The sequence below is a fragment of the Sphingomonas sp. IC081 genome, assembly GCF_006874585.1.
GTDB lineage: Bacteria > Pseudomonadota > Alphaproteobacteria > Sphingomonadales > Sphingomonadaceae > Novosphingobium.
The window spans coordinates 3,433,515-3,458,009 of the sequence record NZ_CP029761.1 but is presented as its reverse complement, the minus strand read 5'-3'; the positions used below and the strand labels follow the sequence as shown (position 1 = coordinate 3,458,009).

Annotated in this window: 30 protein-coding genes; 14 read left to right on the top strand and 16 right to left on the bottom strand. The window is 66.5% G+C overall.

What is annotated here, in order from left to right; genetic code table 11:
- Positions 1-2: 2 nt before the first annotated feature.
- The 3 genes from DM450_RS16290 to DM450_RS16280 all read right to left on the bottom strand — a co-directional run bounded on the left by DM450_RS16290 (position 3) and on the right by DM450_RS16280 (position 2,576).
- On the bottom strand, positions 3-497 hold the full coding sequence (locus DM450_RS16290) for an endonuclease domain-containing protein (RefSeq protein ID WP_142636544.1): 495 nt from the start codon (positions 495-497) through the stop codon (positions 3-5).
- Between the two features lie 108 nt (positions 498-605).
- Complete coding sequence (gene sufB, locus DM450_RS16285; protein ID WP_142636542.1) at positions 606-2,114, bottom strand: Fe-S cluster assembly protein SufB; 1,509 nt, start codon at positions 2,112-2,114, stop codon at positions 606-608.
- The gene (locus DM450_RS16280) at positions 2,115-2,576 is read right to left on the bottom strand and encodes an RrF2 family transcriptional regulator (protein WP_142636540.1); all 462 of its coding nucleotides are present in this window, start codon (positions 2,574-2,576) and stop codon (positions 2,115-2,117) included.
- Between the two features lie 384 nt (positions 2,577-2,960).
- Here DM450_RS16280 and DM450_RS16275 point away from each other — a divergent pair, with 384 nt between their 5' ends.
- Both DM450_RS16275 and DM450_RS16270 read left to right on the top strand, forming a co-directional pair.
- Positions 2,961-4,055, top strand: a complete 1,095-nt coding sequence (locus DM450_RS16275) for a quinone-dependent dihydroorotate dehydrogenase (RefSeq protein ID WP_142636538.1) — start codon at positions 2,961-2,963, stop codon at positions 4,053-4,055.
- Positions 4,056-4,209: 154 nt separating this feature from the next.
- The gene (locus tag DM450_RS16270) at positions 4,210-6,015 is read left to right on the top strand and encodes an AMP-dependent synthetase/ligase (protein WP_142636536.1); all 1,806 of its coding nucleotides are present in this window, start codon (positions 4,210-4,212) and stop codon (positions 6,013-6,015) included.
- A gap of 163 nt (positions 6,016-6,178) precedes the next feature.
- Here DM450_RS16270 and DM450_RS16265 read toward each other — a convergent pair whose 3' ends face one another.
- Entirely contained in the window at positions 6,179-7,276 is a 1,098-nt protein-coding gene (locus DM450_RS16265; RefSeq protein WP_142636534.1) for a calcium:proton antiporter, read from the bottom strand.
- A gap of 287 nt (positions 7,277-7,563) precedes the next feature.
- On the opposite strand from DM450_RS16265, the gene DM450_RS16260 reads away from it, so the two are divergent.
- Positions 7,564-7,779: a hypothetical protein gene (locus tag DM450_RS16260; protein WP_142636532.1), complete on the top strand. Its 216-nt coding sequence runs from the start codon at positions 7,564-7,566 to the stop codon at positions 7,777-7,779.
- A 379-nt stretch (positions 7,780-8,158) separates the two neighbouring features.
- Here DM450_RS16260 and DM450_RS16255 read toward each other — a convergent pair whose 3' ends face one another.
- From DM450_RS16255 to DM450_RS16240, 4 genes are all read right to left on the bottom strand, one after another.
- Positions 8,159-8,686, bottom strand: a complete 528-nt coding sequence (locus DM450_RS16255; RefSeq protein WP_142636530.1) for a hypothetical protein — start codon at positions 8,684-8,686, stop codon at positions 8,159-8,161.
- 143 nt (positions 8,687-8,829) lie between these two features.
- Positions 8,830-9,624, bottom strand: a complete 795-nt coding sequence (locus DM450_RS16250) for a thiazole synthase (RefSeq protein ID WP_409529343.1) — start codon at positions 9,622-9,624, stop codon at positions 8,830-8,832.
- A gap of 71 nt (positions 9,625-9,695) precedes the next feature.
- On the bottom strand, positions 9,696-9,908 hold the full coding sequence (thiS, locus tag DM450_RS16245; protein WP_142636526.1) for a sulfur carrier protein ThiS: 213 nt from the start codon (positions 9,906-9,908) through the stop codon (positions 9,696-9,698).
- A gap of 147 nt (positions 9,909-10,055) precedes the next feature.
- Positions 10,056-10,442, bottom strand: coding sequence for a MerC domain-containing protein (locus DM450_RS16240; protein ID WP_142636524.1), 387 nt, complete (start codon positions 10,440-10,442; stop codon positions 10,056-10,058).
- 168 nt (positions 10,443-10,610) lie between these two features.
- On the opposite strand from DM450_RS16240, the gene DM450_RS16235 reads away from it, so the two are divergent.
- The 4 genes from DM450_RS16235 to rpsI all read left to right on the top strand — a co-directional run bounded on the left by DM450_RS16235 (position 10,611) and on the right by rpsI (position 13,209).
- A complete protein-coding gene (locus DM450_RS16235; protein WP_142636522.1) occupies positions 10,611-11,699 on the top strand; it encodes a COX15/CtaA family protein in 1,089 nt (362 codons plus the stop codon).
- The gene (gene cutA / locus DM450_RS16230) at positions 11,696-12,064 is read left to right on the top strand and encodes a divalent-cation tolerance protein CutA (protein WP_142636521.1); all 369 of its coding nucleotides are present in this window, start codon (positions 11,696-11,698) and stop codon (positions 12,062-12,064) included. Before DM450_RS16235 ends, cutA begins: the two co-directional genes overlap by 4 nt.
- 147 nt (positions 12,065-12,211) lie before the next feature.
- Positions 12,212-12,691: a 50S ribosomal protein L13 gene (rplM, locus tag DM450_RS16225; RefSeq protein WP_142636519.1), complete on the top strand. Its 480-nt coding sequence runs from the start codon at positions 12,212-12,214 to the stop codon at positions 12,689-12,691.
- Positions 12,691-13,209, top strand: a complete 519-nt coding sequence (gene rpsI, locus DM450_RS16220; protein WP_142636517.1) for a 30S ribosomal protein S9 — start codon at positions 12,691-12,693, stop codon at positions 13,207-13,209. The genes rplM and rpsI overlap by 1 nt, the downstream gene beginning before the upstream one ends.
- A gap of 100 nt (positions 13,210-13,309) precedes the next feature.
- Here the strand turns inward: rpsI and DM450_RS26275 are convergent, their stop codons facing one another.
- Entirely contained in the window at positions 13,310-14,020 is a 711-nt protein-coding gene (locus DM450_RS26275; RefSeq protein ID WP_142636515.1) for a thermonuclease family protein, read from the bottom strand.
- A 226-nt stretch (positions 14,021-14,246) separates the two neighbouring features.
- Here DM450_RS26275 and DM450_RS16210 point away from each other — a divergent pair, with 226 nt between their 5' ends.
- Genes DM450_RS16210 through DM450_RS16200 form a run of 3 tightly spaced genes read left to right on the top strand, consistent with a single transcriptional unit; the run spans position 14,247 to position 15,930 of the window.
- A complete protein-coding gene (locus DM450_RS16210) occupies positions 14,247-14,627 on the top strand; it encodes a PadR family transcriptional regulator (RefSeq protein ID WP_142636513.1) in 381 nt (126 codons plus the stop codon).
- Complete coding sequence (locus tag DM450_RS16205; RefSeq protein ID WP_142636511.1) at positions 14,617-15,183, top strand: DUF1700 domain-containing protein; 567 nt, start codon at positions 14,617-14,619, stop codon at positions 15,181-15,183. The genes DM450_RS16210 and DM450_RS16205 overlap by 11 nt, the downstream gene beginning before the upstream one ends.
- 30 nt (positions 15,184-15,213) lie before the next feature.
- The gene (locus DM450_RS16200) at positions 15,214-15,930 is read left to right on the top strand and encodes a GIN domain-containing protein (RefSeq protein ID WP_142636509.1); all 717 of its coding nucleotides are present in this window, start codon (positions 15,214-15,216) and stop codon (positions 15,928-15,930) included.
- 153 nt (positions 15,931-16,083) lie between these two features.
- Here DM450_RS16200 and DM450_RS16195 read toward each other — a convergent pair whose 3' ends face one another.
- Genes DM450_RS16195 through DM450_RS16185 form a run of 3 tightly spaced genes read right to left on the bottom strand, consistent with a single transcriptional unit; the run spans position 16,084 to position 18,155 of the window.
- A complete protein-coding gene (locus DM450_RS16195; protein WP_142636507.1) occupies positions 16,084-16,968 on the bottom strand; it encodes a metallophosphoesterase family protein in 885 nt (294 codons plus the stop codon).
- Positions 16,958-17,842 carry a diacylglycerol kinase family protein gene (locus DM450_RS16190; RefSeq protein WP_142636505.1) on the bottom strand — a complete coding sequence of 295 codons (885 nt, stop codon included), beginning with the start codon at positions 17,840-17,842 and terminating at the stop codon, positions 16,958-16,960. Before DM450_RS16190 ends, DM450_RS16195 begins: the two co-directional genes overlap by 11 nt.
- Positions 17,843-17,888: 46 nt before the next feature.
- Positions 17,889-18,155: a hypothetical protein gene (locus DM450_RS16185; RefSeq protein WP_142636503.1), complete on the bottom strand. Its 267-nt coding sequence runs from the start codon at positions 18,153-18,155 to the stop codon at positions 17,889-17,891.
- Positions 18,156-18,439: 284 nt separating this feature from the next.
- Between DM450_RS16185 and DM450_RS16180 the strand changes: the two genes are divergently transcribed.
- Entirely contained in the window at positions 18,440-18,769 is a 330-nt protein-coding gene (locus tag DM450_RS16180; RefSeq protein WP_142636501.1) for a UrcA family protein, read from the top strand.
- Positions 18,770-18,975: 206 nt separating this feature from the next.
- On the opposite strand, the gene DM450_RS16175 is transcribed toward DM450_RS16180, so the two are convergent.
- From DM450_RS16175 to DM450_RS16165, 3 genes are all read right to left on the bottom strand, one after another.
- Positions 18,976-19,725: a LytTR family DNA-binding domain-containing protein gene (locus DM450_RS16175; RefSeq protein ID WP_255535876.1), complete on the bottom strand. Its 750-nt coding sequence runs from the start codon at positions 19,723-19,725 to the stop codon at positions 18,976-18,978.
- On the bottom strand, positions 19,718-21,058 hold the full coding sequence (locus DM450_RS16170) for a sensor histidine kinase (RefSeq protein WP_142636497.1): 1,341 nt from the start codon (positions 21,056-21,058) through the stop codon (positions 19,718-19,720). The genes DM450_RS16175 and DM450_RS16170 overlap by 8 nt, the downstream gene beginning before the upstream one ends.
- A gap of 213 nt (positions 21,059-21,271) precedes the next feature.
- Complete coding sequence (locus DM450_RS16165) at positions 21,272-21,760, bottom strand: hypothetical protein (RefSeq protein WP_312846150.1); 489 nt, start codon at positions 21,758-21,760, stop codon at positions 21,272-21,274.
- Positions 21,761-21,888: 128 nt separating this feature from the next.
- Here DM450_RS16165 and DM450_RS16160 point away from each other — a divergent pair, with 128 nt between their 5' ends.
- The 3 genes from DM450_RS16160 to DM450_RS16150 all read left to right on the top strand — a co-directional run bounded on the left by DM450_RS16160 (position 21,889) and on the right by DM450_RS16150 (position 23,919).
- Positions 21,889-22,896 carry an adenosine kinase gene (locus DM450_RS16160; RefSeq protein ID WP_142636496.1) on the top strand — a complete coding sequence of 336 codons (1,008 nt, stop codon included), beginning with the start codon at positions 21,889-21,891 and terminating at the stop codon, positions 22,894-22,896.
- A 73-nt stretch (positions 22,897-22,969) separates the two neighbouring features.
- Positions 22,970-23,494 carry a hypothetical protein gene (locus DM450_RS16155; RefSeq protein WP_142636494.1) on the top strand — a complete coding sequence of 175 codons (525 nt, stop codon included), beginning with the start codon at positions 22,970-22,972 and terminating at the stop codon, positions 23,492-23,494.
- Positions 23,491-23,919: a hypothetical protein gene (locus tag DM450_RS16150; protein WP_185928636.1), complete on the top strand. Its 429-nt coding sequence runs from the start codon at positions 23,491-23,493 to the stop codon at positions 23,917-23,919. The genes DM450_RS16155 and DM450_RS16150 overlap by 4 nt, the downstream gene beginning before the upstream one ends.
- Before the next feature lie 24 nt (positions 23,920-23,943).
- Here the strand turns inward: DM450_RS16150 and DM450_RS16145 are convergent, their stop codons facing one another.
- Positions 23,944-24,495 carry a hypothetical protein gene (locus DM450_RS16145; RefSeq protein ID WP_142636492.1) on the bottom strand — a complete coding sequence of 184 codons (552 nt, stop codon included), beginning with the start codon at positions 24,493-24,495 and terminating at the stop codon, positions 23,944-23,946.

Genomic DNA, 24,495 nt, shown 5'->3' with positions numbered 1-24,495 from the left:
GGTCATCCTTCGGCTCCCTCGTCGAAACGGGGGGCGGCAGTGGTCCCGGCCTTCCGGCGCGCGGAGCGCTTGTCGAACGGCACGTTGAGTTCGGTGGTGATCTCGCGCACGACCCCCTCGATGCGGTCCAGCACTTCGTCCTCGGAGAAGCGCAGCACGCGGATGCCCACTTCGATCAGCTTGCGGTCCTGCAGCTCGTTGACGTCGGGGTTCGAATCCTCGGGGCTGAGCTGCACGACGATCCAGCGCGAGGGGCAGGCGAAATCGACGATGGTCGAGCCGACCACCGACTGGCGGGTGAACTTCACGCCGCCCAGCTTCGAACCGGACAGTTCCGCCCAGAGCGCCTTCTGCGCCTCGCTGGGGTTGCGGCGCATTTCCTTGGCCCGCTCTTTCAGCGTTTCGAGGCGCGCGCCGGTGACGTTGAAACTGGCCTTGGCGTCCGCCTTCGGCGCGGCGTCCTTGCTGATGCCGAGGGTCTTACGGGCGGCGGTCATGGATTGGTCCTTCGTGTCTTTGGTCTTTGTTCCCATGGGCGCGATCCAGCGGCCAACTGGCCTTGGCCGCCGCACTCACAGGGGAGAGGGGAGCGGGAATGGGGGAAGTCACCCCACGCTGCCTTCAAGGCTGATGCCCAGCAGCTTCTGCGCTTCGACGGCGAACTCCATCGGCAGCTGCTGCAGCACTTCCTTGGCGAAGCCGTTGACGATCAGCGCCACCGCCTGCTCGGTATCGAGCCCGCGCTGCTGCGCGTAGAACATCTGGTCGTCGCTGATCTTGCTGGTGGTCGCCTCGTGCTCGATCTGGGCGCTGGGGTTGCGCACTTCGATATAGGGCACGGTGTGGGCGCCGCATTCCTTGCCCAGCAGCAGCGAATCGCACTGGGTGAAGTTGCGCACGCCCTCGGCATTCGCAGCCACGCGGACGAGGCCGCGATAAGTGTTGTTGCTCTTGCCGGCCGAGATGCCCTTGGAGATGATCGTCGAGCGGCTGCCCTTGCCGTTGTGGATCATCTTGGTGCCGGTATCGGCCTGCTGGTAATTGTTGGTGACCGCCACCGAGTAGAACTCGCCCACCGAATCCTCGCCGTTGAGGACGCAGCTGGGATACTTCCAGGTGATGGCGGAGCCGGTTTCCACCTGGGTCCACGAGATCTTCGAGCGCGCGCCCTGGCACAGGCCGCGCTTGGTCACGAAGTTGTAGATGCCGCCCTTGCCGTTCGCATCGCCGGGATACCAGTTCTGCACGGTCGAGTACTTGATCTCGGCATCGTCCAGCGCGACCAGTTCGACCACGGCGGCGTGAAGCTGGTTCTCGTCGCGCATCGGCGCGGTGCAGCCTTCGAGGTAGGAGACGTAGCTGCCCTTCTCGGCCACGATCAGGGTGCGTTCGAACTGCCCGGTATTCTCCGCGTTGATGCGGAAATAGGTGGAGAGCTCCATGGGGCAGCGCACGCCCTCGGGGATGTAGACAAAGGTGCCGTCCGAAAAGACCGCGCAGTTGAGCGCCGCGAAGTAGTTGTCCTGGACCGGCACGACCTTGCCGAGCCACTTCTTCACCAGCTCGGGATATTCGCGGATCGCCTCGGAGATCGAGCGGAAGATCACGCCCGCCTGCTCCAGCTCCTTGCGGAAGGTGGTGGCGACCGAAACCGAATCGAACACCGCGTCGACCGCGATCTTGCGCGAGCCCTCGACGCCGGCGAGCACTTTCTGCTCCTCCAGCGGAATGCCCAGCTTCTCGTAGACGCGCAGGATCTCGGGATCGACCTCGTCCAGGCTGTTCAGGGTCGGCTTCTTCTTGGGCGCGGCCCAATAGTAGGCGTCCTGATAGTCGATCGGCGGCACGTTGAGCTTGGCCCAGTCCGGCATCGGCATGTCCAGCCAGCGGCGATAGGCCTTGAGGCGCCATTCGAGCATCCACTCCGGCTCGTCCTTCTTGGCCGAGATGAAGCGGACGGTGTCTTCGGACAGGCCCTTGGGGCCATATTCCTGCTCGATGTCGGCGACCCAGCCGTGCTCGTACTCCGCCACGCGGGCCGCAGCCTCACGCGCGGCCTGGTCGCGCAGTTCGGGCGCGTCAGTGCCTAAGGCGGGAGCGGTTTCTTCGGTCATTCAAACTTCCTCGACGAGCTGGGTCAGGGCCACTTGCGCCAGGGCACCGCGCAGCGCCGCATTCACTTGCGGCCAATGCGGGCGCACATGGCAGCCACCCTCGATCTGGCAATCCGGCTGCTCGGCGGAATTCCCGCCGGGCTTGCCCTTTTCGAGGCAGGCCGTGAGCGCGATGGGCCCTTCGACTGCCTCGACGATATCCGCAACCGAAATCGACTCGGGCGAGCGGGCCAGCTTGAGGCCGCCACCCACCCCGCGCGACGAGATCAGCAGGCCCGCTGCGGTCAGCTTGCTCACCAGCTTCTGCACGGTGGGTGCGGGAAGCCGGGTTTCCTCGGCCAGCTGCGCGGCCGAGACTCGCCCATGCTTCGAATCGCCCGCGACGAGCGGACACCCGCCGCAATGCCGGGCGGCAGCAGACATGATGACGACGGCATAATCCGCCATGCTCGATAAACGCATCGATTCGGAGCTTTCGGGACCCGCGGGCAAAGTGGATCGATTTCTTCCGATTTGCACCTAGTGCAGGAACCCCCGGGATTCAATGGACATTCGCACGCGCATTGTTGCGAAAATACCACTGTTCCTCGGTAAGTCTTTCGCGAAAGGCCGAAAAAAAGGCGGTTTCCAGCTAGCCGGAAACCGCCCTTAGGTAATAAAGAACTCGTGCGCATCCCGCTACGAGCCCTTCGGGTCGCATCTCCCCTGTATGCAAGGGCACCGCCGATTTATTGTATAATTGCGACACGGCGTGGCTCGAATCCCACCACGATGGCGGAATTTCGCCATTCCCGGCACGCGGCGACGGCGCGCAAGAAGGGTTTGAGCCGGACGGCGGTCCGGTTTATGCGCGCGGTCGTGCTCTATTCCCTGATCCGCCCCGCTCTGTTCCGACTCGATGCCGAGTCTGCCCATGGTCTTGCCCTTGCCGGGCTCAAGCTGGCCGGCCCGGGCCGTGCCCCTGCCTGTCCGGCTGCGCTGGCCAGCGAAGTGGCGGGAATCGCCTTCCCCAATCCGGTCGGCATGGCCGCGGGCTTCGACAAGGACGGCGAAGTGCCCGATGCGCTGCTGGCGCTCGGATTCGGGTTTGCCGAAGTCGGTTCGATCACCCCCCTGCCCCAGGCCGGCAATCCCAAGCCGCGCCTGTTCCGGCTGGTCGAGGACCGCGCGGTGATCAACCGCATGGGCTTCAACAACAAGGGCGGCGAGGCGGCGCTGGCCCGTCTTTCGGCCCGGCGCGAGCGGCCGGGCGTGGTCGGCATCAATATCGGCGCCAACAAGGATTCGGACGACCGGGTTGCCGATTATGCGACGATGGCGCGGATGATGGCGCCGCATGCCACTTACCTTGCGGTCAACATCTCCAGCCCCAACACCCCGGGCCTGCGGGCGCTGCAGGACGAATCGGCGCTGACCGGCCTGCTCGACGCGGTGATCGCCGCGCGCGACGAGGCCTGCGGTTCCGCCAATGGGACAGCCGATGGGACAGCCAATGGGTCAGGGCGCCGTCCGCCGGTGTTCCTGAAAGTCGCGCCCGATCTCGAAGCGGCCGACATCGACGCGATCGCCCGCATCGCCATCGACCGCAAGCTCGGCGCGCTGATCGTCTCCAACACCACGATCTCGCGTCCTGCTCTTGCCTCGCCCCATGCGGGCGAGACCGGCGGGCTGTCCGGCGCGCCGCTGCGCGACCTGGCGCTTCAGCGCCTGCGCGATTTCCGCAAGGCGACCGGCGGGGCGATTCCGCTCGTCGGTGTCGGCGGTATCGCCACGGCCGAGGACGCCTGGGCCCGCATCCGTGCCGGTGCCAGCCTCGTGCAGGTCTACAGCGCCATGGTCTACGAGGGCCCGAACATCGCCCGCAGGATCTGCAAGGGTCTGACATCGCTCATGAAGCGTGATGGATTCGCCTCCATCGCCGATGCCGTGGGCCGCGAATAGCCTCGTTCTTCATCGCCTGACGTTCCCGTGCACGGTGTGCGGCGCGCTTGTCGCAACCTGTGCCCGCGCCTAAACGTTTCCCTAACGTCGTCACGCGGACGGCCCTTAGGCATTCACGCAAGTGCCGCCATTTTACGAGAGGATACCGGTCAACATGGATCTTGTTGACTTCGACAGCAGCCCCAACGTCGTCTCGCTGTTCCTGAAGCGCGCGGACGCCCTCGGCGAAACCCCGATGCTGTGGTCCAAGCAGGGCGGTGCCTGGCAGCCGATCACCTGGGCGCAAGTGGCGCGGCGGGTCTGCCTGATGGCGGCCGGGCTGCGGCGCATGGGCCTGCGCGCGGGCGACCGGGTGCTGATCGTCTCGGAAAACCGGCCGGAATGGTGCATCGCCGATCTCGCGATCATGGCGGCGGGCTGCGTGACGGTGCCGACCTACACCACCAACACCACCCGCGATCACATCCATATCCTGGAGAATTCGGGCGCCAGCGCGGCGATCGTCTCCTCGGCCAAGCTCGGCAAGGCGCTGCTGCCGGCCATCGTCCAGACCGACTTGTGCCGCCACGTCATCGGCATGGAGACGCTGCCGGCGCTGCAGGGCGGCACCTTCGAGACGCATGACTGGGACGGCCTCTTCACCGGCGATCCGGTCGCCGCGCGCGCCGAAGTGGAGGCGCAGCTGGTCGGCATCGGCCGCGAGGACCTGGCCTGCATCATTTACACCAGCGGCACCGGCGGCGCCCCGCGCGGGGTGCGCCAGCACCACGGCATGCTGCTGACCAATGTCGCGGGCGCGGCGCAGATCGTCATGGAGGACTTCGGGCTCGACCGCAGCGAGACCTTCCTCTCGTTCCTGCCGCTCAGCCATGCCTACGAGCATACCGGCGGCCAGTTCCTGCCGATCGGCGTCGGCGGGCAGATCTACTATGCCGAAGGGCTCGACAAGCTGGCCTCGAACATCGAGGAAGTGCGCCCGACGATCATGGTCGTGGTGCCCCGCCTGTTCGAAGTGCTGCGCACGCGCATCATGAAGCAGATCGAGAAGCAGGGCGCGGTCGCCGCCAAGCTGATGGAACTGGCGATGGGCCTCGGCGACCGGCGCCAGCACGGCCGCTGGCGCTTTGGCGACAGGGCGATGAACCTGGTGCTCGAACATACCCTGCGACCCAAGGTCCGCGCCAGGTTCGGCGGCCGGATCAAGGCGCTGGTGTCGGGCGGGGCGCCGCTCAATCCCGAGATCGGGGTGTTCTTCGATTCGATGGGGCTGACCCTGCTGCAAGGCTACGGCCAGACCGAGGCCGGGCCGATCATCAGCTGCAACCGCCCCTCCGCCGGGATCGACCATGCCACCGTCGGTCCGCCGCTGCGCGGGGTCGACCTCAGGATCGCCGGGGACGGCGAGATCCTCGTGCGCGGCGAACTGGTCATGCAGGGCTACTGGCAGAACGATGCGGCGACCCGTGCGGTGCTGATCGATGACTGGCTGCACACCGGCGACATCGGCCATGTCGACGAACGCGGGCGGATCAGGATCACCGACCGCAAGAAGGACATGATCGTCAACGACAAGGGCGACAACGTCTCGCCCCAGAAGATCGAATCGATGCTCACCCTCCAGCCCGAGATCGCGCAGGCCATGGTCCATGGCGACCGGCGGCCTTATGTCGTCGGGCTGGTCGTGCCCGATGCCGACTGGGCGCTCGAATGGGCCAAGGCCAACGACGAGAAGTTCGACTTCAAGGCGCTGCAGAGCCTGCCCGCCTTCCGCACCGCGATCCGCGCGGCGGTCGACCGGGTGAACACCGACCTCTCGGTGATCGAGAAAGTGCGCCAGTACACGTTCGCCGACGAGCCCTTCGGAATCGAGAACGAGGAAATGACCCCCAGCCTCAAGATCCGCCGTCACAAGCTGAAGGAGCGGTATGGCGAGCGGCTGGACGCGCTCTACCGCAGCTGAGGGGAGATATACTGAACTTGCTCGTCGCCCCCGCGAAGGCGGGGGCCCCGCTTCCTGCTCGCCACGCCTGCAAGGAAAAGCGGGATCCTCGCCTTCGCGGGGATGACGACAAGGGTTGGTGGCAGCGAAGCGTTCCAAACGAGGGGCGCTGCGCCCCTGCGCGTCACGGCACCAGCGTGGTGAACAGGTAGCTCGCGAAGATCACCAGGTGCACCATGCCCTGCACCATCGTGGTGCGGCCGGTGCTGAGCGTCATCGTCGCCACCAGCAGGGTGAGACCCAGCAGCACGGTCGACTTGGCCGAGAGCCCCAGTTCAAGGTCCAGCCCCATCGCCATCGCGGCGATGGCGACCGCCGGGATGGTGAGGCCGATCGTGGCCAGCGCCGAGCCGATGGCGAGGTTGAGGCTGGTCTGCACCCGGTTGGCGCGCGCGGCGGAGAGCGCGGCCAGACTCTCGGGCGCCAGCACCAGCGCGGCAATGATGATGCCCACCAGCGCCGGCGGCGCGCCCATCGCCGCCACCCCGGCCTCGATCGAGGGGGACAGCGCCTTGGCCAGCATCACCACCGCGACGAGGGCCAGCGGCAGCATCGCCGCCGCGGCGATGGCCTTGGCGGTGGGTACCGTTTCGTGGGGGGCTTCGTCCTTGTCCGGATAGAGGAAGTGGTCGCGGTGCCAGATGGTCTGGGCAACGACGAAGGTGCCGTAGAGCACCAGCGCATCGCAGGCGACAAAGATCAGCTGGTTGTCGTTGTAGAACGGCCCGGCGCTGCTGGTGGTGTAGTTGGGCATGACCAGCGTCAGCACCGAGAGCGTGGCGAGAATCGCGAGGCCGTGGTTGACCCCGGACTGGGTATAGCCCTGTTCGTGATGGCGCCCGCCGCCCAGCAGCAGGCAGACGCCGACGATGCCGTTGATGGTGATCATCACCGCCGCGATCACCGTATCGCGGGCGAGCGACTGGGCGCCGTGCCCCTCGCTCAGCATGATCGAGACGATCAGCGAGGTCTCGATCACCGTCACTGCAAAGGCGAGGATCAGCGTGCCGAACGGCTCGCCGACGCGGTGGGCGATGACTTCGGCATGATAGACCGCCGCCATCACTGCCCCGCCCAGCGCCACCGCGACCGTCGCGGTCAGCACGATGCCGCCGGGCTTGCCGATGAGGATCGCGGCGAGCGCCAGTAGCGGCACCACGATCGACCAGGGCGAAAGCCCGAAGGTGGGGAACCGGGGGGCGGCGGATTTGGCGGCGCTCATGGCGGCCACTATAGGCAAAATTGCCGTGTCGGCCAGTTGGATAGGGTTTCGGGGGCCGTCACCGGGCGGGACATGCACGCGCGGCTGGACTGGCTCTGCCGGTTGCCAGCGCTGCCCCGCGCATCCTGAGCCTGTCGCAGGATGGGGAACCGCAGCGCCCCGCCCGCCGGGGGCTTCGACAGGCTCAGCCTGAGCGGGCGGGGAGGTTTGATTTGGGTGGGATGCGGACATTCATAGCGCGAGGCTAAGGACCATCAAAATGCGGTTAACTTCACAGCATTATTGTGATGACGATTACCGATAGTAGCAGCATGGCGAGGTATGTTGCAAGCATCATGCAGAATGAAAAAGTATTTTCCTCCCGCTGTACATACTCTGTCCTTAGAAAAACGGTTCCTCGTGCCAGTCCTGACCACAGATTGAAGGCCGAAAATATTGCTATCAATATCGATATTGATATTAACGGCATTGTAGTCCCTGCGAGTGATGCCCAAAAAGGCTGAATTCTGCGCAATGTTGCAGGTTTTCAGAATGACCTCAATGGGGGGGAGGCGTTGACTTGCAGCCTTTGTCCGCAACGGGGCGAATCCAGCCGTTCCGCATTTGAACCCACCCCCGCTCAGGCTGAGCTTGTCGAAGCCCGCACGCGGCGCGTGACCATCCGCTGGTCGGCCTTCGTGCAGCGCACTGCTGCCGGGGGCTTCGCCAAGCCCAGCCGTCGCCGGGATGGCGAGGCTGCGCCAAAAGGAAACGCGCCGGATGTTTCCACCCGGCGCGTCCTCCAGCAGGCAACTGGTTTTTTACTGACAGTCGTTCGCTGCCGTTTCCTTGCGACCCGGAAGGCTCTCCGGAAGGAATGGGGGAAGGAATCTCTTGTCCGGCTCAGGCGGCCTCTTTCTCGATCCACTCGGGGTAGAAGCTGGGCTCGCGCTCCGACCAGCCCTGGGCGGTGGCGGCGGCTTCGCTGATCGAGTGGAGCAGCAGCTTGCGGCGTTCCGGGTGGATCTGCGGCAGCGCCGCGGCGCCGCAGAAGGCGCCCGGCAGCCAGGGGCGGACCCAGGCGCCGAGCAGGCGTTCGTAGAGGAAACGGAACGCCGAGAACGAGCCGATGCTGTCCTGCGCCAGATCGAAGGCGGCCATGGACATCAGCTTGCCCATCACGCTTTCGAGATCGTCGAAACCGCTGTCGTCCGGGCGCAGCTTGCGCAGCGCCTTGAGCGCACCATAGGCGGCGTACTGCTGGCGGATCGAGCCCGCCTCGGCCGCGTCGCGCGCCCAGAGCTTGAAGGCGTCCTGCCGGCCAAGCCCGACATCGAGGCTGCGCCGGATGTAGCGCTGCTCGCACGCCGTGAAGCTGGCGAATTCGCGCAGCTCGCTGATCGTGACAGTGGCCGTACCGATGGTGCTCATGTCCTGGCTCCCGTGATTCGCGGAAGGTTCACGCCTTCCTCACGAGAATCACTTTTGCGCAGGCCTGCTTTCAGACGGCTTAACGATGCAATCGTTTGCTTACGACCAGTCGCGGAAGCAGATCTAAAGAATTCCGTTAACCATCAGATCAGGCCGGCAAGCGGGCTCGAAGGGTCCGCGTAGCGCCTTTGCGCCATGCGTCCGGAAAGGTATGCGTCGCGTCCGGCCATGACCGCGTACTTCATCGCGCGGGCCATGCGCACCGGATCCTTCGCCTCGGCAATGGCGGTGTTCATCAGCACGCCGTCGCAGCCCAGCTCCATCGCCACGGCCGCTTCGGAGGCGGTGCCCACCCCGGCGTCGACCAGCACCGGCACTTTGGCGCCCTCGACGATCAGGCGCACCGTCACCTTGTTCTGGATGCCGAGGCCGGAGCCGATCGGCGCGCCGAGCGGCATCACCGCGACCGCGCCGCAGTCCTCGAGCTGCTTGGCGGCGATCGGATCGTCGACGCAGTAGACCATCGGCAGGAAGCCTTCCCTGGCGAGGATCTCGGTGGCCTTCAGCGTCTCGCGCATGTCGGGGTAGAGCGTGCGCGCCTCGCCCAGCACCTCGAGCTTGACGAGGTCCCAGCCGCCCGCCTCGCGGGCCAGGCGCAAGGTGCGGATGGCGTCGTCGGCGGTGAAGCAGCCGGCGGTGTTGGGAAGGTAGGTGATCTTTTTCGGGTCGATATAGTCGGTCAGCATCGGCGCCTTGGGGTCCGACACATTGACGCGGCGCACCGCGACCGTGACGATTTCCGCGCCCGAGGCCGCCACCGCCGCCGCGTTCTGCTCGAAGTCCTTGTACTTGCCGGTGCCCACGATCAGGCGCGAGGTGAACGTGCGGCCGGCGACGGTCCAGGAGTCGAGCGACGTGTCAGCAGAAATATCGGTCAAGGTGCGCATCCTTTCGGGGGAGCGGGAGTCAGGAGGGCGGAAAAGCGGGGGGCGGAAGGAAAGGCAGGGTGTCAGCCGCCGCCGACGAAGTGGACGATCTCCAGCACGTCGCCGTCCGACAGCATGACGTCGCCGAGCGTCGAGCGCGGGGCGATCTCGCCGTTATGCTCCACCGCGACCTTCCTGGGGTCGAGGCCGATCTCGGCGACAAGGTCGGCAATGCTGGAGCCGGACGCGGTGCGGCGCGGCTCGCCGTTGACGGTGAGGGAGATGTCTGCAGCCATGCGCCGCAGATAGCGCCGGGAGCGGATTTGGAAAGGGCCGATCGTTACCCTAGGCGGAGCAACGCTGCTGGCGCAGCTTGCAGGGCAACCCCTACGGGGCTGGAGGCCAAAGCCGTGGCAACGCGGAATCTGTCCACGCCGCCTAGCTCAATGCGAGTGGCGCATGTTCCGGATATGCGCGAAGGCAACCAGCGAGACGCCGATGATGGTGAGCACCGACTCGGCGGTGCCGTGGCCGACCAGAATCGCCGCCGCCATCAGCGCGAGGCCGAGGCCGCCGATCACCAGCGGCGCGATCCGTCCGTGCCGGGCAACCCCGAAACCGAGCGAGATGACGCCGACCACCACCGCCAGCATCAGGCCGACGCGGTGGATCTCGGGCGAGAGCAGGACCTGCCCGCCGATGACATCGCCGCCCAGGCCGAGGAAGCCGACCAGCACGACGCCGAGGACGCAGTGGACCGCGCAAAGCCCGCTGAGAAGGATACCGGCCCGGTCCATCCGGTTGCGAATCGCTGTCAGGGTGCTGCGCATGGCCACCATCTATGTGATGTTGTATCATCATTCAAGGGGCGGCCCGGAATAAATGTCCTCCCGGTGGTTCCGCGTCATGCGGCGCCGAACGATCCGACGCAAAAGTTTCGGTTCCGGCGCAAAGGTTAACCTTGCGAAAATCCGCGCAAGATCGCAGGGACGTCGGCCATGAGAAATACTGACGGTCGCCCGCTGCTCGGAACTTCCGACGATATCGTCCCTATGGTCCGCTGGCTGTTTTTTGTCGCCGCGCTGGTGGTGATGATCGTGGCGGTGGGGGGCATCACCCGGCTCACCGAGTCGGGCCTGTCGATCACCGAGTGGAAGCCGCTCACCGGCGCCATCCCGCCGCTCACGCAGGCGCAGTGGCAGGCCGAGTTCGACCACTACAAGCAGATCCCGCAGTATATCGACGTCAACGGCCCGGCGGGCATGACGCTGGCGCAGTACAAGTTCATCTACTTCTGGGAATGGGTCCACCGCCTGCTGGCGCGGCTGATCGGCATGGCCTTCGCGCTGCCGCTGGCGTGGTTCTGGTTCAAGCGCACGATCCCGCTGGGCTACAAGCCGCGCCTCGTGGCGCTGCTGGCGCTGGGCGGGCTGCAGGGCGTGGTCGGCTGGTGGATGGTCTCCTCCGGCCTCACCGCCGAAGCGGCCGACCGGGTGAGTCACTTCCGCCTCGCCGCGCACTTGCTGGTGGCGCTGACGACGCTGGGCGGCCTTGTCTGGACCGCGCTCGACTTGCGCGAACTGGCGCGCGGACAGGCCCCGGCCCGCATGACCCGGCTTGGCGCGCTGGCGCTGGCGATGCTGTTCTTCCAGCTGTTCATGGGCGCGATGGTGGCGGGCCTGCGTGCGGGCTATGTCGCCGGTGCCGGCTGGTTCAGCATGGACGCCTGGCCGCTGATGCAGGGCACGTTCTTCCCCGAGGGTGTCGAATGGGCGCAAGGCGCGCTTCACGCGCTCGTCAACGATCCGTTCCTGACCCACTTCGTCCACCGCTGGTGGGCCTGGGCGGTGGTCGCGGTGCTGGTGGTCATGGCCCGCCGCCTCAAGGCGCTGCGCCTGCGCAAGGTTTCCATCGCCATCCACTGTGCCTTCGGGATCCAGGTGATCCTCGGCATCTGCACCGTGTGGTCGGGCGTGGCCTTGTGGCTGGCGGTCGCCCACCAGCTGTGCGGCGCGCTGCTGGTGGCGGCGACGGCCTGGGGCGCGCATGGCCTCGGCCGCCGCGACCAGGTCGGGATCGGCATGTGAGCGAGGCCACGCCGCGCGAGCCGGTTGCCGCGCTGATCTGGAGCCCGTTTCCCGATCAGGAGAGCGCGCTGGCCGTGATCCACGCGCTGCTCGACGAAGGCCTGGCCGCCTGCGGCAACCTGATGCCGGGCATGACCTCGGTGTTTGTCTGGAACGGCGAGAAGGACAGCGCGCACGAACTCGGCCTGATGGTGAAGACCAATGCCGAGCTGCTCGATGCCGCCGTCGCCCGGCTCACCGAGCTGCATCCTTACGAGCAGCCGGCGGTGCTCGGCTGGCGCTGCGAGACCGGGGCGCCGGGCACGCTGGCCTGGCTGGCGTCGATAGCGCCTTCAGAGGGGGCTTCCGGCGCCCCGGAAACCTGACGGTATTATTTTACCTCTCTGAAAAGCCCCGGTCTGCTTGACTTGCAGGGCCATTTCGACGATTTGGCCGCCTTCCCGCAGAGGGTGAAGATTCGTGCAAGCGATCGATTCGGCCTCCGCGACCTGAACATTAGGGATAGACCAGCCATGAAGGCGCTTACGAAGGTCACCCGGTCGATCAAGCCGGCCGAGGTGGAAAAGAAGTGGCATCTGATCGATGCCGAGGGTCTGGTGGTTGGCCGTCTCGCGGTCGTCATCGCCGACCTCCTGCGCGGCAAGCACAAGCCGAGCTTCACCCCGCACGTCGATTGCGGCGACCACGTCGTCGTGATCAACGCCGAGAAGGTGAAGTTCACCGGCAACAAGCTCAAGCAGCAGACCTACTACAAGCACACCGGCTACGCCGGCGGCATCAAGGAAGTGACCGCGGACAAGGTTCTCGCCGGTCGTTTCCCCGAGCGCGTGCTCGAAAAGGCTGTTGAGCGCATGATCCCGCGCGGCCCGCTCGGCCGTGACCAGATGCGTGCCCTGCACCTCTACGCCGGCACCGAGCACCCGCACGGTGGCACCCAGCCCGAAGCACTCGACGTTGCTTCCATGAACCGCAAGAACAAGGTTGGCGCGTAATGTCTGATACCGAAACCGTTCAGAGCCTGGCCGACCTCAAGGACCTCGGCGAAGTCGCCGTGGCCGATTCGGCTGAAACGATCGCTCCGGTCGTCTCGAACGCCCCGCTCCGCGCCCAGGAAATCGACGCCCAGGGCCGTGCCTACGCCACCGGCCGCCGCAAGGACGCCGTGGCCCGCGTGTGGGTCAAGCCCGGCACCGGCAAGGTGATCATCAACGGCCGCGACCAGGAAGTGTACTTTGCACGTCCGACCCTGCGCCTCGTGATCAACCAGACCTTCCAGGTTGCTGGTCGTGACGGCCAGTACGACGTGATCGCCACCGTCAAGGGCGGCGGTCTCTCGGGTCAGGCCGGCGCTGTGAAGCACGGCATTGCCCAGGCCCTGTCGAAGTACGAGCCCGCCCTGCGCGCCGCCGTCAAGGCAGCCGGCTTCCTCACCCGCGACAGCCGCGTGGTCGAGCGTAAGAAGTACGGCCGCGCCAAGGCACGCCGCAGCTTCCAGTTCTCGAAGCGCTGATCCGCTTTTTCGAGAGCCAAGGCTTTACAAAAAGGGGTCGCGGGAAACCGCGGCCCTTTTTTGTTGTCCGCTGCTGGTATCGTCCGCGCGCGATCGCGCTTCAGCGGCGGGGGAGCGGTTCGCAGGCGACACCGTCGCTATCGCCGTCCAGGCCCGGACGATAGCCGGGCTCGCCGATGCGCATCGGGGCCAGCCCGGCCGCCCAGGCGTCCCGGCAATTGCGGAAGAAGACGGCGGCGGAGCGGCTGGCGGCGCGCGCAGGAGCATGCTGGGGCGCCGGCCGAGATGCTGGCCGAGACCCTGTCCGGGGACCTTCTGGCGCGCGCGGATGGGCCTTGCGGTAGTCTGCCGGCTGCTCGAACGTCCCGGCCCAGATCCCGGCCTTGCGCGCCCGGGCATCGGCTTCGGCGGGCACATAGGCCGGCGTGAAGTGCGGCAGCGCGGCGGCATAGCCCATGCGCACCACCGCGTCCGACAGATCGATGTCGCCCACCCGGCAGATCGCCACGACCCGGCCATAGTCGTCGGTATCCTGCTGCGTGCAAACCGCCTCGCGGCCCGCGACCAGCCCCGACAGGGCCTGCCGCGCATCGAGACCGCAGGACCAGCTGGTCCCGCCCCGCTGGCAGGTCTGGTCCTTCTCCACCGCATCGATGCCGAACAGGCGGATCCGCGCTCCGGTCATGTCCAGCGAATCGCCGTCCACCGCCACGACCCGGCCGGAATAGACTTGCGCCTGCGCCGGCATCTGCGCCGACAGGGCGAGGCTGGCGGAGGTGAGCAGCAGGGCGGCGGGAAGGGTCTTGCGCATGGGGCGGCGGGGTCTTTCGGCGGGCGGCGATCTTGCGGAACACCTGTCATACCCCCGATTTCCTGCCAATTCCTTCCCTTGCCCGGCGCGATCGGGAAACCCATCGCATGGCAAGATACCTCGTCATAGCAAGGTATCTTGCCGTGCCCTGTATTTTCTCATGCAAGGTATCTTGCGTCGCACAGTAGCTGGTTATATACACTCCTCATCCGCAGGAGATGATTCGATGTCCGAAATCGAGATCCAGTTGAAGAAGGGGGTGCTGGGGCTCTGTGTCCTGGCGCTGCTTTCGCGGGGTGACAGCTACGCTTACGAGATCGCCAGCCGCATGGCCGACGCGGTCGACATGGGCGAAGGCACGATCTACCCGCTGATGCGCCGGATGCAGAGCGATGGCCTCGTGGTGACCTACCTCGAGGAATCGCCCTCCGGTCCCCCCCGCAAATATTACCGCATCACCGAGACCGGCCGTTCGCGGCTGGCCGAACAGGTTGCCGAATGGCGCGGCTTCACCGCTGCCGTCGACGGCCTGATCGCAGGCGCGGCAGAGCCGGTCGAGACGGCTTCGGCGCCCGTTGCAGAAGGGGAGCAGAGCCATGACGCGTAACGAATTCATCCGGCGCCTGAAGGCCGGCCTCAAGGGTGTGCCGCAGGACGTCATCGCCGACATCGTCGCCGACTACGAGGAGCACTTCGAAGCCGGCGCCGCCGAAGGCCGCAGCGAGGAAGAAGTCGCCGCAGCCCTCGGAAACCCGGCCAGGCTGGCGCGCGAACTGCGCTTCGAGGCAGGCTTCAAGAACTGGGAGAGCGACCGTTCGCCCTCGTCGGCCTGGGGCGCGATCCTGGCCTTCATGGGCCTGGCCACCATCGACATCCTGATCCTGCTGCCGGTCGTGCTGCCGGTGCTGGGGGTGATGTTCGGCCTCTTCGTGGCGACGCTGGTGATGTTCTTCGTCGGCGGCTTCGTGCTCATCGCCGGGCCGTTCAGCGGCTTTCCGGGCGGTGCCCTGGTCGCCATCCTCGGCGGTCTCGGGACGATGAGCGCCTCGGTCGCGGTCGGTGCGCTGCTGACGCTGGTCAGCATCTGGATCATCAATGCCCTCATGTGGTTCGGCCGCCTGCACTACCGCGTGATCGAACCCGCCATCCACCCCGAAGACTGATCGGCACGAGAGAGAGAAAGGAACCAAGAGATGTTCAGGAAGCTGCTCATCGTATTCGCCAGCGGCGTGATCCTCTCGATCGTCGCCTTCGGCGCGGCCTGGGTCATCGGCGGGGACACGTTCCGCCAGGAAATCCACGAAAACGGCGGCTGGAACTTCGAGTTCGGCGACGACGAGAAGGACCACGGCCCCGACAAGACCCGCACGTTCGCGCTCCAGCCCGGCAGCCACCTGGCGATGAACGTTCCGGTGCAGCTGGTCTTCACCAGGGGGGACAAGGCCGAGATGGTCGTCAGCGGCCCGCAGAAGGTGATCGACAGGCTGACCTTCGTGGACGGCAAGCTCGACATCGACGGCGACATGCACATGCGCAAGGGCCTCAAGGTGCGCATCACCGCTCCCGAGATCGAAAGCTTCGACTTCGATGCCCCCGGCGACGTGACGCTGACCGGCCTCGACCAGGACAGCCTGACGCTGAAGGCCGACGGCGCGATCAACCTCGATGCCGCGGGCAAGGTCCGCAAGCTCGACGTCCAGACCGAAGGCGCCAGCAACCTCGATCTCGCCAAGCTGCAGGTCCAGGACGCCAAGGTCGGCGTCGACGGGGTCGGCAACGTGACGATCGGCGCGACGGGTGACGTCTCGGTCTCGATCAACGGCATCGGCTCGGTCAGGCTGGTGCGCAAGCCCGCCCACCTGCAGACCGACATCAACGGTCTCGGCAAGGTCGACCGCGACTATCAGTGACGGGAATGGGCTGCGGCGGGACACATGGCCCCGCGGTAGCCGGAAAGAACAGGGCCGCAGCATCCACCAGGGATGCTGCGGCCCTTTCTGGTTGGGTTCAGTGCCGCCTAGGTGTCGTTCTGTACCCGTTCAGTGCGGTTTCAGTGCCGCCTCTCAATGCACCGGCGGATCGACCGGCGGAACCGCGCCGACCGGGGCCACCGGCTCGCCCGGCTGGCGCGGCGGCAGGGCGTTTTCGGGCACTTCGTCGATCTGCATCGCGGCGGTCGGCACATGCTCGAGATTGCGTGCGACGACATGGATCTCCTCGCCGGTGATGGTGATCTCGTTGAAGCTCGGCGGGGTCGAGCGGATGCGCCGCGACAGTGTTCCGGCGCCGATCATCCGCAGCGGTCCTGCGGGTGTTTCTGCCGTAAGATCAAAGGCATCGTGGATATGGCCGGAAAGCACCGCCATGACCTTGCGGCCGGCCAGAACCTCCATCGTGCTGCTGCCGTTGATGGTCAGCAGCTTGTTGTCGCGCGCCCGCCGTTCCAGCAGCGGATGATGCGCCGCCACCAGCACCCGGGTGCCCTTCGGCAGCGCATCGATGGCGGCGAGGGTCTCGCGCAGCGCGGCGTCGGTCACCCAGCCGTTGGACCAGGGAAACCGCTGCCACTGGGCGCGCGTCGTGGTCCGCAAGGGGACGATGGCAAGGCCCGGAAGATCGAGCTGCGCCTCGACCTGGCGCTCGATCGCGCGGAACCGGCGATAGGGATCGAAGAAGCGCTGGTAGAGGTTGAAATAGGGAATGTCGTGGTTGCCGATTTCCACGGTAACCGGCGCTTTCAGCCCCTTGATCCACGCGCAGGCGGCATCGAATTCGTGATGCCGCGCGCGCATCGTCAGGTCGCCGGTAATGGCGACGGCATCGGGCCTTTCGCGGGCGATGGCCTGCTCGGCCCAGGCGATGGCTGCGGGATCTTCCAGCCCGAAATGCACGTCGCTCAGATGGAACAGCCGCAAGGGGCGGGAATGGTCGGAAACCTCAGGATTCATCGATCGTCGTCACCAGATCGACCTCGCTGGTCGTGGGAAGGAAATGCTCTTGCGTTCCCCCGTCGAATGGTTCGCCGTCGATCAGCAGGCCCATCGGTTCGCCTTCGGGGCAGACCAGCCGGAGCTGTTCGTGCCGGCCGAGGCGGTCGTGCGGGCCGTCGCGAAAATCGCGGTTGAGCAGGGCGATGCCCTGTCCGGCAAAATCGCCGGGCGTCTCGGCGTAGTAGCCTTTCGCTTCAAGTCCATTGGCGGCGGGAGTCACGGTGATGGCGGCATAGCCGTCCTCGCGCGTTCCGTCGACCTTGGCGCTGTCGACTCCATCACAAACGACCTTGGGACCATTGACCGACCAGGCGATGGCATCGCGGGTGGCGGCCACGAAATCGAGCACATTGCCCGCGCGCATCGCTTCGCGCACTTCGTTCCATACCGTTCCGGGACCTGCCAGGATCCCGGTCAGCGCGATGCCGTGGCGGGTGGAAATGACCGTGGGCCGACTCGTCGGCAGCCGGTCCGGGGCGAGCCGGGCGATGATCTCGCCGGCAGGCACGTCGCCGTGGAGGCGCTTGGCCAGCATGTTCATGGTGCCGCCGGGCAGCACCAGCACCGGGCCGTCCCAGCCGCGTGCGGCGGCCACCGCGGAATGGGTCGTCCCGTCGCCGCCGAATATGGCCAGCAGGGCAATCCCGCTCTTCGCCAGTTCCGGGGCCTCGGGGGCGGATTCGCCGGGAAAGCCGATGCGGCGTTCGAGCACGAATCCGGCTGCCGTCAGTGCGGCCTCGACTTCGGCGACGGCGGCATCGTCGTTGCTGCCGCTGGCGGCGTTGCACACCAGCCAGCAGCGCGGGGCGGATGGGGAGGTTTGGCTCGTCATGGCCTCACAACCGGCCAGAACCGCAAGCGGTTCCCGGTCGCTTGCGTCACGCCCGGCCGGAGAAGATCAGCCAGGCGGCGATGCCGTTGACGATCGAATAGAGGGTGTAGAGCCAGGCCCATCCGGTCGATCCGGCGGCGACCATGATCATGGCGCCGAGCAGCATGGCGAATTCGACCAGCAGGCTCAGCCGCCCGCCGAGCGGCTGGATCAGCCAGGGGACCTGGCCAAGCAAGGAATGCCCCGATTCGAGCACCGCCTTGTGCGCTGCGAAGTTGAGCACGCCAAGACAGAAGATGACGACAAGTCCCATGGCTGCCGGCGACTGTACATGGACGGGGCAGTTCTTGCCAGCTCGGCGGCGAATCGCCGGCGATTCGGGGCGCATTTCCAGCATCGTCCAATAACGGGAAGGACTTGAGCAGACGTCCTTCGTCGAGTGCCCATGTCGTTCGTCCTTCGCATTGCCCTTTCGTCGACAGGCGGGCCGCTGCGGTCGAGGTCCGCGTGAATCGCGGGGCCGGCCGGGGCAGAAGAAACTCACCGGGCCGAAACGGGGACTTCCCGCAAATAGCCCACCACCAGGAGGAAAACACGATGATCAAGACCACTTCCATCGCCGCCGCCGCGGCAGCGCTCGTACTGACCGGCCTGACCTTTTCGGTTGCCGCACCGGCCCAGGCCAAGGACATCACGGTCAGCTACGCGGACCTCAACCTGACGAGCCTCGAAGGCCAGAAGACGCTCGCCCGCCGCCTCGATGCCGCCGCCCGCAACGCCTGCACCTACGATCAGCTCTCGACCGGCACGCGCATCCGCGATCCCCAGGCCGTCGCCTGCTACAAGAAGGCCCGCGCCCAGTCGCACGACCACATGGCGATGGCTGTCGAACGTGCCAACCGCGCCCGCGTCGCCGTCGCCAACTGAGGCTGCGGCCGGGAATGCGCAGCCAGCGCGCCGCATGAGCGGCACCGGCCTTCTCCCTGACTCGATCACCCGGCGGCAGAACTCTGCATGGTCGGGTGGGGGAGGACGCCGGTGCCGGAAAAGCCCGGCAGGATCACCGGCCGTGGATTTTCCAGAAGGCTCCCAACGAAGTCCCTAAAAAATAATCGGATGCAGACTGGCGGGCCCTAGCGGCCCGCCATTTTCTTGACCGAAGGCAGGTAAGTCCGGCCGATCCGCAAGGCTTCGCCATCGGCGGTCTCGACCGACCAGACGCCCAGGCCCTCGTGCCGCAGGCCGGTCACATGATCGCGCCGCAGGATGCAACTGCGGTGGATGCGGATGAACTGTTCGGGATCGAGGCGCTGTTCGAGGCTGGTGATGGTCTGCAGCAGCAGATAGCTGGCGCCCCGTACATGGAGGCGCACATAGTCGCGCTCGGCATCGATCCGCTCGACATCGCCGGCGGGCACACGCACCAGTTCGGAGCGGTGCGGCACCCAGAATTCCTCCAGCCACTTGCCGGTGGGCACGGTGCGTTCGCCGCGCCGGGCGCCGACGCGCGAGATCGCGCGTTCCAGCCGTTCCGGGGCGACCGGTTTCAGCACGTAGTCGACCGCATCGAGATCGAAGGCTTCCACCGCGAATTCGTCATGCGCGGTCACGAAAATCACCGCCGGTGCCTCGGGCAGGCCGCCAAGGCGCCGGGCGACGGTGAGACCGTCGGTTTCCGGCATCGTCAGGTCCAGCAGCACCAGGTCGGGCGAGAGCGCCTCGATCAGCCGCAAGGCCGCCTCGCCGTCGCTCGCGGTGCCGATCACCGAGATCGTGTCGATACGCGCGCAGATCACCTGCATGCGCTCCACCGCCAGCGGCTCGTCGTCGACGATCAGCGCGCGCAGCGGCGCGGTGTCCAGACTTTGTACGGGTTCAGGCACGAGAATGCTCCAGCGGGCCCGCAGAGGGGGACCCATAGTTCAGCGGCAGGTGCAGGACCGTGGCAAAACCGCCTTCCTCGCGCCGGCCGAACGTGATCTGTGCGGCATTGCCGTAGCGGGCCCGCAACCGGTCGCGGACATTGCCAAGGCCGATGCCGAAGCCCTGCACGCCCTTGACCTTGCCGCCGGGGCCATCGTCGCTGACGGAGATTACCAGTGTGTCGCCCTCCGCTTGCGCGCGGATGGCGATCGTCACCGGGCGCTGGGTGGCGGCAACGGCGTACTTTACCGAATTCTCGACAAGCGGCTGCAGGATCATGCCCGGCACCATCGCATCGGAAACGGCATCGTCAATATCTATCGTCGTCACCAGGCGATTTGGGAAACGAACCGCCTCGATGTCGAAATAGAGTTTCTGAAGTTCGATCTCATCGACAAGCTTGAGGTCGCTTGTCGGATCCCCGGAGAGCGTCCGGCGATAGAACGTCGAGAGCGTCTGGATCATCGTTTCTGCATCGTCCTGCTTGCCGGTCATGACCAGCGCCGAAAGCGAGTTCAGCGTATTGAACAGGAAGTGCGGATTGACCTGGTAGCGCAGCGAACGCAGCTCTGCCGCTGCTGCGGCACGGCGGTGCTCGCCCTCGCGGCGCTCCGCCACGCGGGCTTCTTCCGCCTTGGCCAGCGCAAAATAGAGCGCCGCCCAGGCCAGCACGAGGAAGTAGCGGGTGAAGGCATAGTCCGTCACCGTGGCCCAGCGGCCATATTCCTCACCCAGGCTCTTGTTGGTGTGGATGGTGATGGAGTGGGCCTTGTTGTCGCTGGTGGTGGTCGGCTCGGGCGGAGTTGGAGCCGAAGGGGCGCTGGCATCGTCGGTCGGCGTGCCGGGCAGCCGCGGGGCGGGCTGGGTGACCGAGGTGGGCAGATCGAGGAGAATGTTGCCGGCATCGTCGCGGCTGATCCGGACATTGCCCGATTTGACGGCCTCGGCCTCTTCCTCGCTGCCGTAGGCGGGGCTCATCTCGATGTCGGAAAACACCGTCTGGTTGATGACGCTGAGCAGGAACGCCAGCGGCAGGGCGCCGATCAGCACGATCGCCAGCCTGATTCCGCCCGACTTGCGCTCCAGCATCTGCAAGAGCGGCCAGACGGCGGCCATGACCAGCATCGAGAGAATGCAGATCGTCAGCCGGCGCGAGAAGATGGCCCAGACGAACTCGTAGCCCATGATCGCCCCGCGCAGGGTCGCGACGAGGAAATAACAGGCCCAGAGCGCGGCAAGCGAGAGCAGAACGACCCGCGCAGGCACGCGCGGCTGATTGGCGACATCCGACATGGTCTACCGGAATAGCGCGAAAGTTCCCCAAGGCGCCAGTTCGCAAATCGGACGGGAATCGACCTTTGTCGAAAGATTACGGGCGTCCGAAGAGGTTAGCGGCACCGGCCCTCTCCCCCACCCTACCACCTGCAGGATATATCGATGGGTGAGAGGGCGGGGGAGAGGGCCGGTGCCGCAAAATTCGCCTGCGGCGAATTTGCAAACGGACTGTCAGCGCTTGCGCAAGGCGGCGATGCAGGCGGCGCGGTCGACGTCCTGGCCATCGGAGCCGCGCCGGGCGTCCACATAGGTCGCCACCGGCTCCTTCGATCCGGCGGGGGGATAGAGATAGACGTCGAGCAGGCAGGCGGTGCCGGTGAACTGCAGCTTGCGGGCATCGCCTTCCCACACGTCGAGACGGGGCTCGCCGAACTGGCGAACCAGTTGCGCCCGGTCGGCACCGATCACGCCCGCTACACCGGGAATCGCCTGGAGTGTGGGCGCGCGGTTGACGTGGCTGGGCTGGCGCACGTCGGGGACGCGGCCCGGAGTGCGATGCGGCGTGCGGGTGGGATGGGGCGTGCTCTGCACCGTGCCGCCGCCGCAGGCGGAGACCATCAAGGCCAGCGCGGCGGCCGACAGCGCCCCGATCAGGCGCCGGTTCTGGCCGTTTCGGCAATTTTCGGGAAGGATGGCCGGGTTCTTGCGCGTCTGGATCATGATTGCCCCCCGCATCGCGCGCGGGAAAACGGCTGTCAACCGCGCCGCGCTTGCGAAGCGGCCGGCCGCGCGCTACTCGCGGTGGCAACTCCCGAACATTTCCAGATCATTTTAAGGACTCTCTCCGCATGGCCCAGCCCACCGTGCCGCCCACTCTTGATGTCATCGCCATCGGCAATGCCATCATCGACGTGATCGCCAACTGCAACGACGCGCTGATCGAGGAACTCGGCCTGTCGCGCGGCGGCATGATGCTGATCGATGCCGACCAGGCCAAGAGCCTCTACGAAGCCATGGGCCCCGCCCGCGAGATCTCGGGCGGTTCGGCCGCCAACACGCTGGCGGGGCTTGCCGCGCTGGGCGCCCGGTGCGCGTTCATCGGCCAGGTGGCCGAAGACCAGCTCGGCGAAGTCTTCACCCACGACATCCGCGCCGGCGGCATCGCCTTCGACGTGCCCGCCCGCCCCGGCAACCCGCCGACCGCGCGCTGCCTGATCTTCGTGACTCCCGACGGCCAGCGCACGATGAACACCTTCCTCGGCGCCTCGCACTACCTGCCGGCCGAAGCGCTCGACGAAAGCGCGATCGCCAGTGCCGCCGTGCTTTACCTCGAAGGTTACCTCTGGGATCCGGAAGAGCCGCGTGCGGCGATGCGCAAGGCAATCGACGCGGCCCGCTCGGCCGGTCGCAAGATCGCCTTCACGCCTTCGGAATGCTTCGTGATCGACCGTCACCGCGCCGACTTCCTCGACCTGATCGAGACCGGCAAGATCGACGTGCTGTTCTGCAACGAGCACGAGATGGCGGCGCTCGTCGGCCATGACGATTTCGAGAAGGGCGTGGCCGAACTGGCGCCGAAAATCCCGGTGCTGGTCGTCACGCGCGGTGCCGAAGGCGCCGTTGCCCTGTCGCAAGGCCAGCGCGTCGAGATCGGCGCCGAGGCGATCGACCGCGTGGTCGACACCACCGGCGCGGGCGATCTGTTCGCTGCCGGCTTCCTGTTCGGCCACGTGCGCGGCAAGAGCCTCGAGCAGTGCCTCAAGCTCGGCGCGATCTGTGCCTGCGAGATCATCTCGCACTACGGCGCCCGCCCCGAAGCGGACCTCAAGGCGCTCACCGCGCCGGTTCTGGGATAATTCTCCCGCACCATTGACGCGCCATGCGCTCCGGGAGACCTTGGTACATTACCCTAGGTCTCCCGGAGGTAGCATGGCGAATGGGAATCCGGCCGGAGCGCTGGCCGTCATCGATTTCGAGGCGAGTTGTCTGCCCGAACATGGGCAGTCCTATCCCATCGAAGTGGCGGTCGCCCGGATCGACGGCGAGAACCGTGCCTGGCTGATCCGTCCGCTGCGGGCCTGGGAACACTGGGACTGGTCGCAGGAGGCCGAGGCGCTCCACGGCATCAGCCGCGCGATGCTGGACTGCGACGGCCTGCCGGCATCGCAGGTCCTTGCGGAAATCATCGAATTCGTGGGGGACTGCGCGGTCTATTCCGATGCCGAGCTCGACGAATACTGGCTGGAAGTGCTGTGCCAGGGGCTCGCCGTCGCCCTGCCCTTCCCGATCCGTTATCTCGGCGAATGGATGGTCGAGCACGGGTTCACCCGCCCGCAAGTCGTCGCCGCACTGGAAGAAGCCAAGGCCCGGCTGCCCAAGGAACATCTGGCGCGCGAGGACGCCAAGCGGCTGGCCATGGTCGTGCGCCTGCTGATGGAAAGCGAAACTGCATGAAGACCCGTGACGCGACCCTGGTGCGCATCCATGTGCCGGTCGCTGCCGAAACGCTGGCCGCGATGCTCGCGGGCGATGGCGCTGCTGCCGAGCGTGATCCTGTGCTGGCCGCGGTTCTTGCGGTGATCCGGGAGGACAATCCGCTGGGTGACTTCGGTCTTTACAAAGGCGTGTTCGAACTCAGTCCGGGTTGGGAGAGCTTTCAGCCGGATGCCGATGCCCGGCCGACTCTGGGCGAAGCGGGGCGCACGACGCTTTCGCCCACGGCGATCCTGGCCGTTCATGCGCCCTGCCCGCCGGAGGATGCGGCCCTTGCAGCCGCACTGGACCGGATTCTCGCGATTCACCCCTGGGAAGTGCCGGTCATCGAGATCGTGCCGGTGCGGATGCCCGTGCGGATGCCAGTGCGGATGCCGGTGCGCTGAAGGCCAGGAAGGCCGAGAGGCCGCTCAGAATCCGGTGGACTGGGCCGGCGGAGCCTGCTGCGCCGCCGCCTGTCCTTGCCCGCCCTGCGCCGCCTGCAAGCGGGCCGCGCACTCGTTCTTGCGCTGCGCCCGCGCGTCCGAATAGCTCTGCGCGGTCTGGCCGGGCAGTGCACAGTCGCGGTCCGGGCGGATGGGATGGCGGGCGCGGCAGCCTTCCTCGGTGGCGAACAGGCCGTCGGCGCAATCCTCGAAGGCGGCAACGTCGGCATCGTGCTGCGCCCGGCAACTGGCGGTCCAGCGCTCCTTGTAGGAGAGTTCCGCGAAGTTGAGGCAGTCCTGGTATTCCAGCTGCGCCGATTCCTGCCGCTGCCGGGCTTCCGCCTCGGCCCGCTGGGCGGCCTTCCGGCGCGCCTGTTCGGCCTCGCGCTCGGCCGCTTCGCGGGCCTCCACCCGGGCTTCCTCGCGCGCGGCCTGGCCGGGCAGGACGACCCCGTAGTACCAGCCCACGCCGGTTCCCGCGATCAGCACGGCTGCCGCCAGCGAGAGTTTGAGAACCGTGTCGGCCTTGCTTGCCAT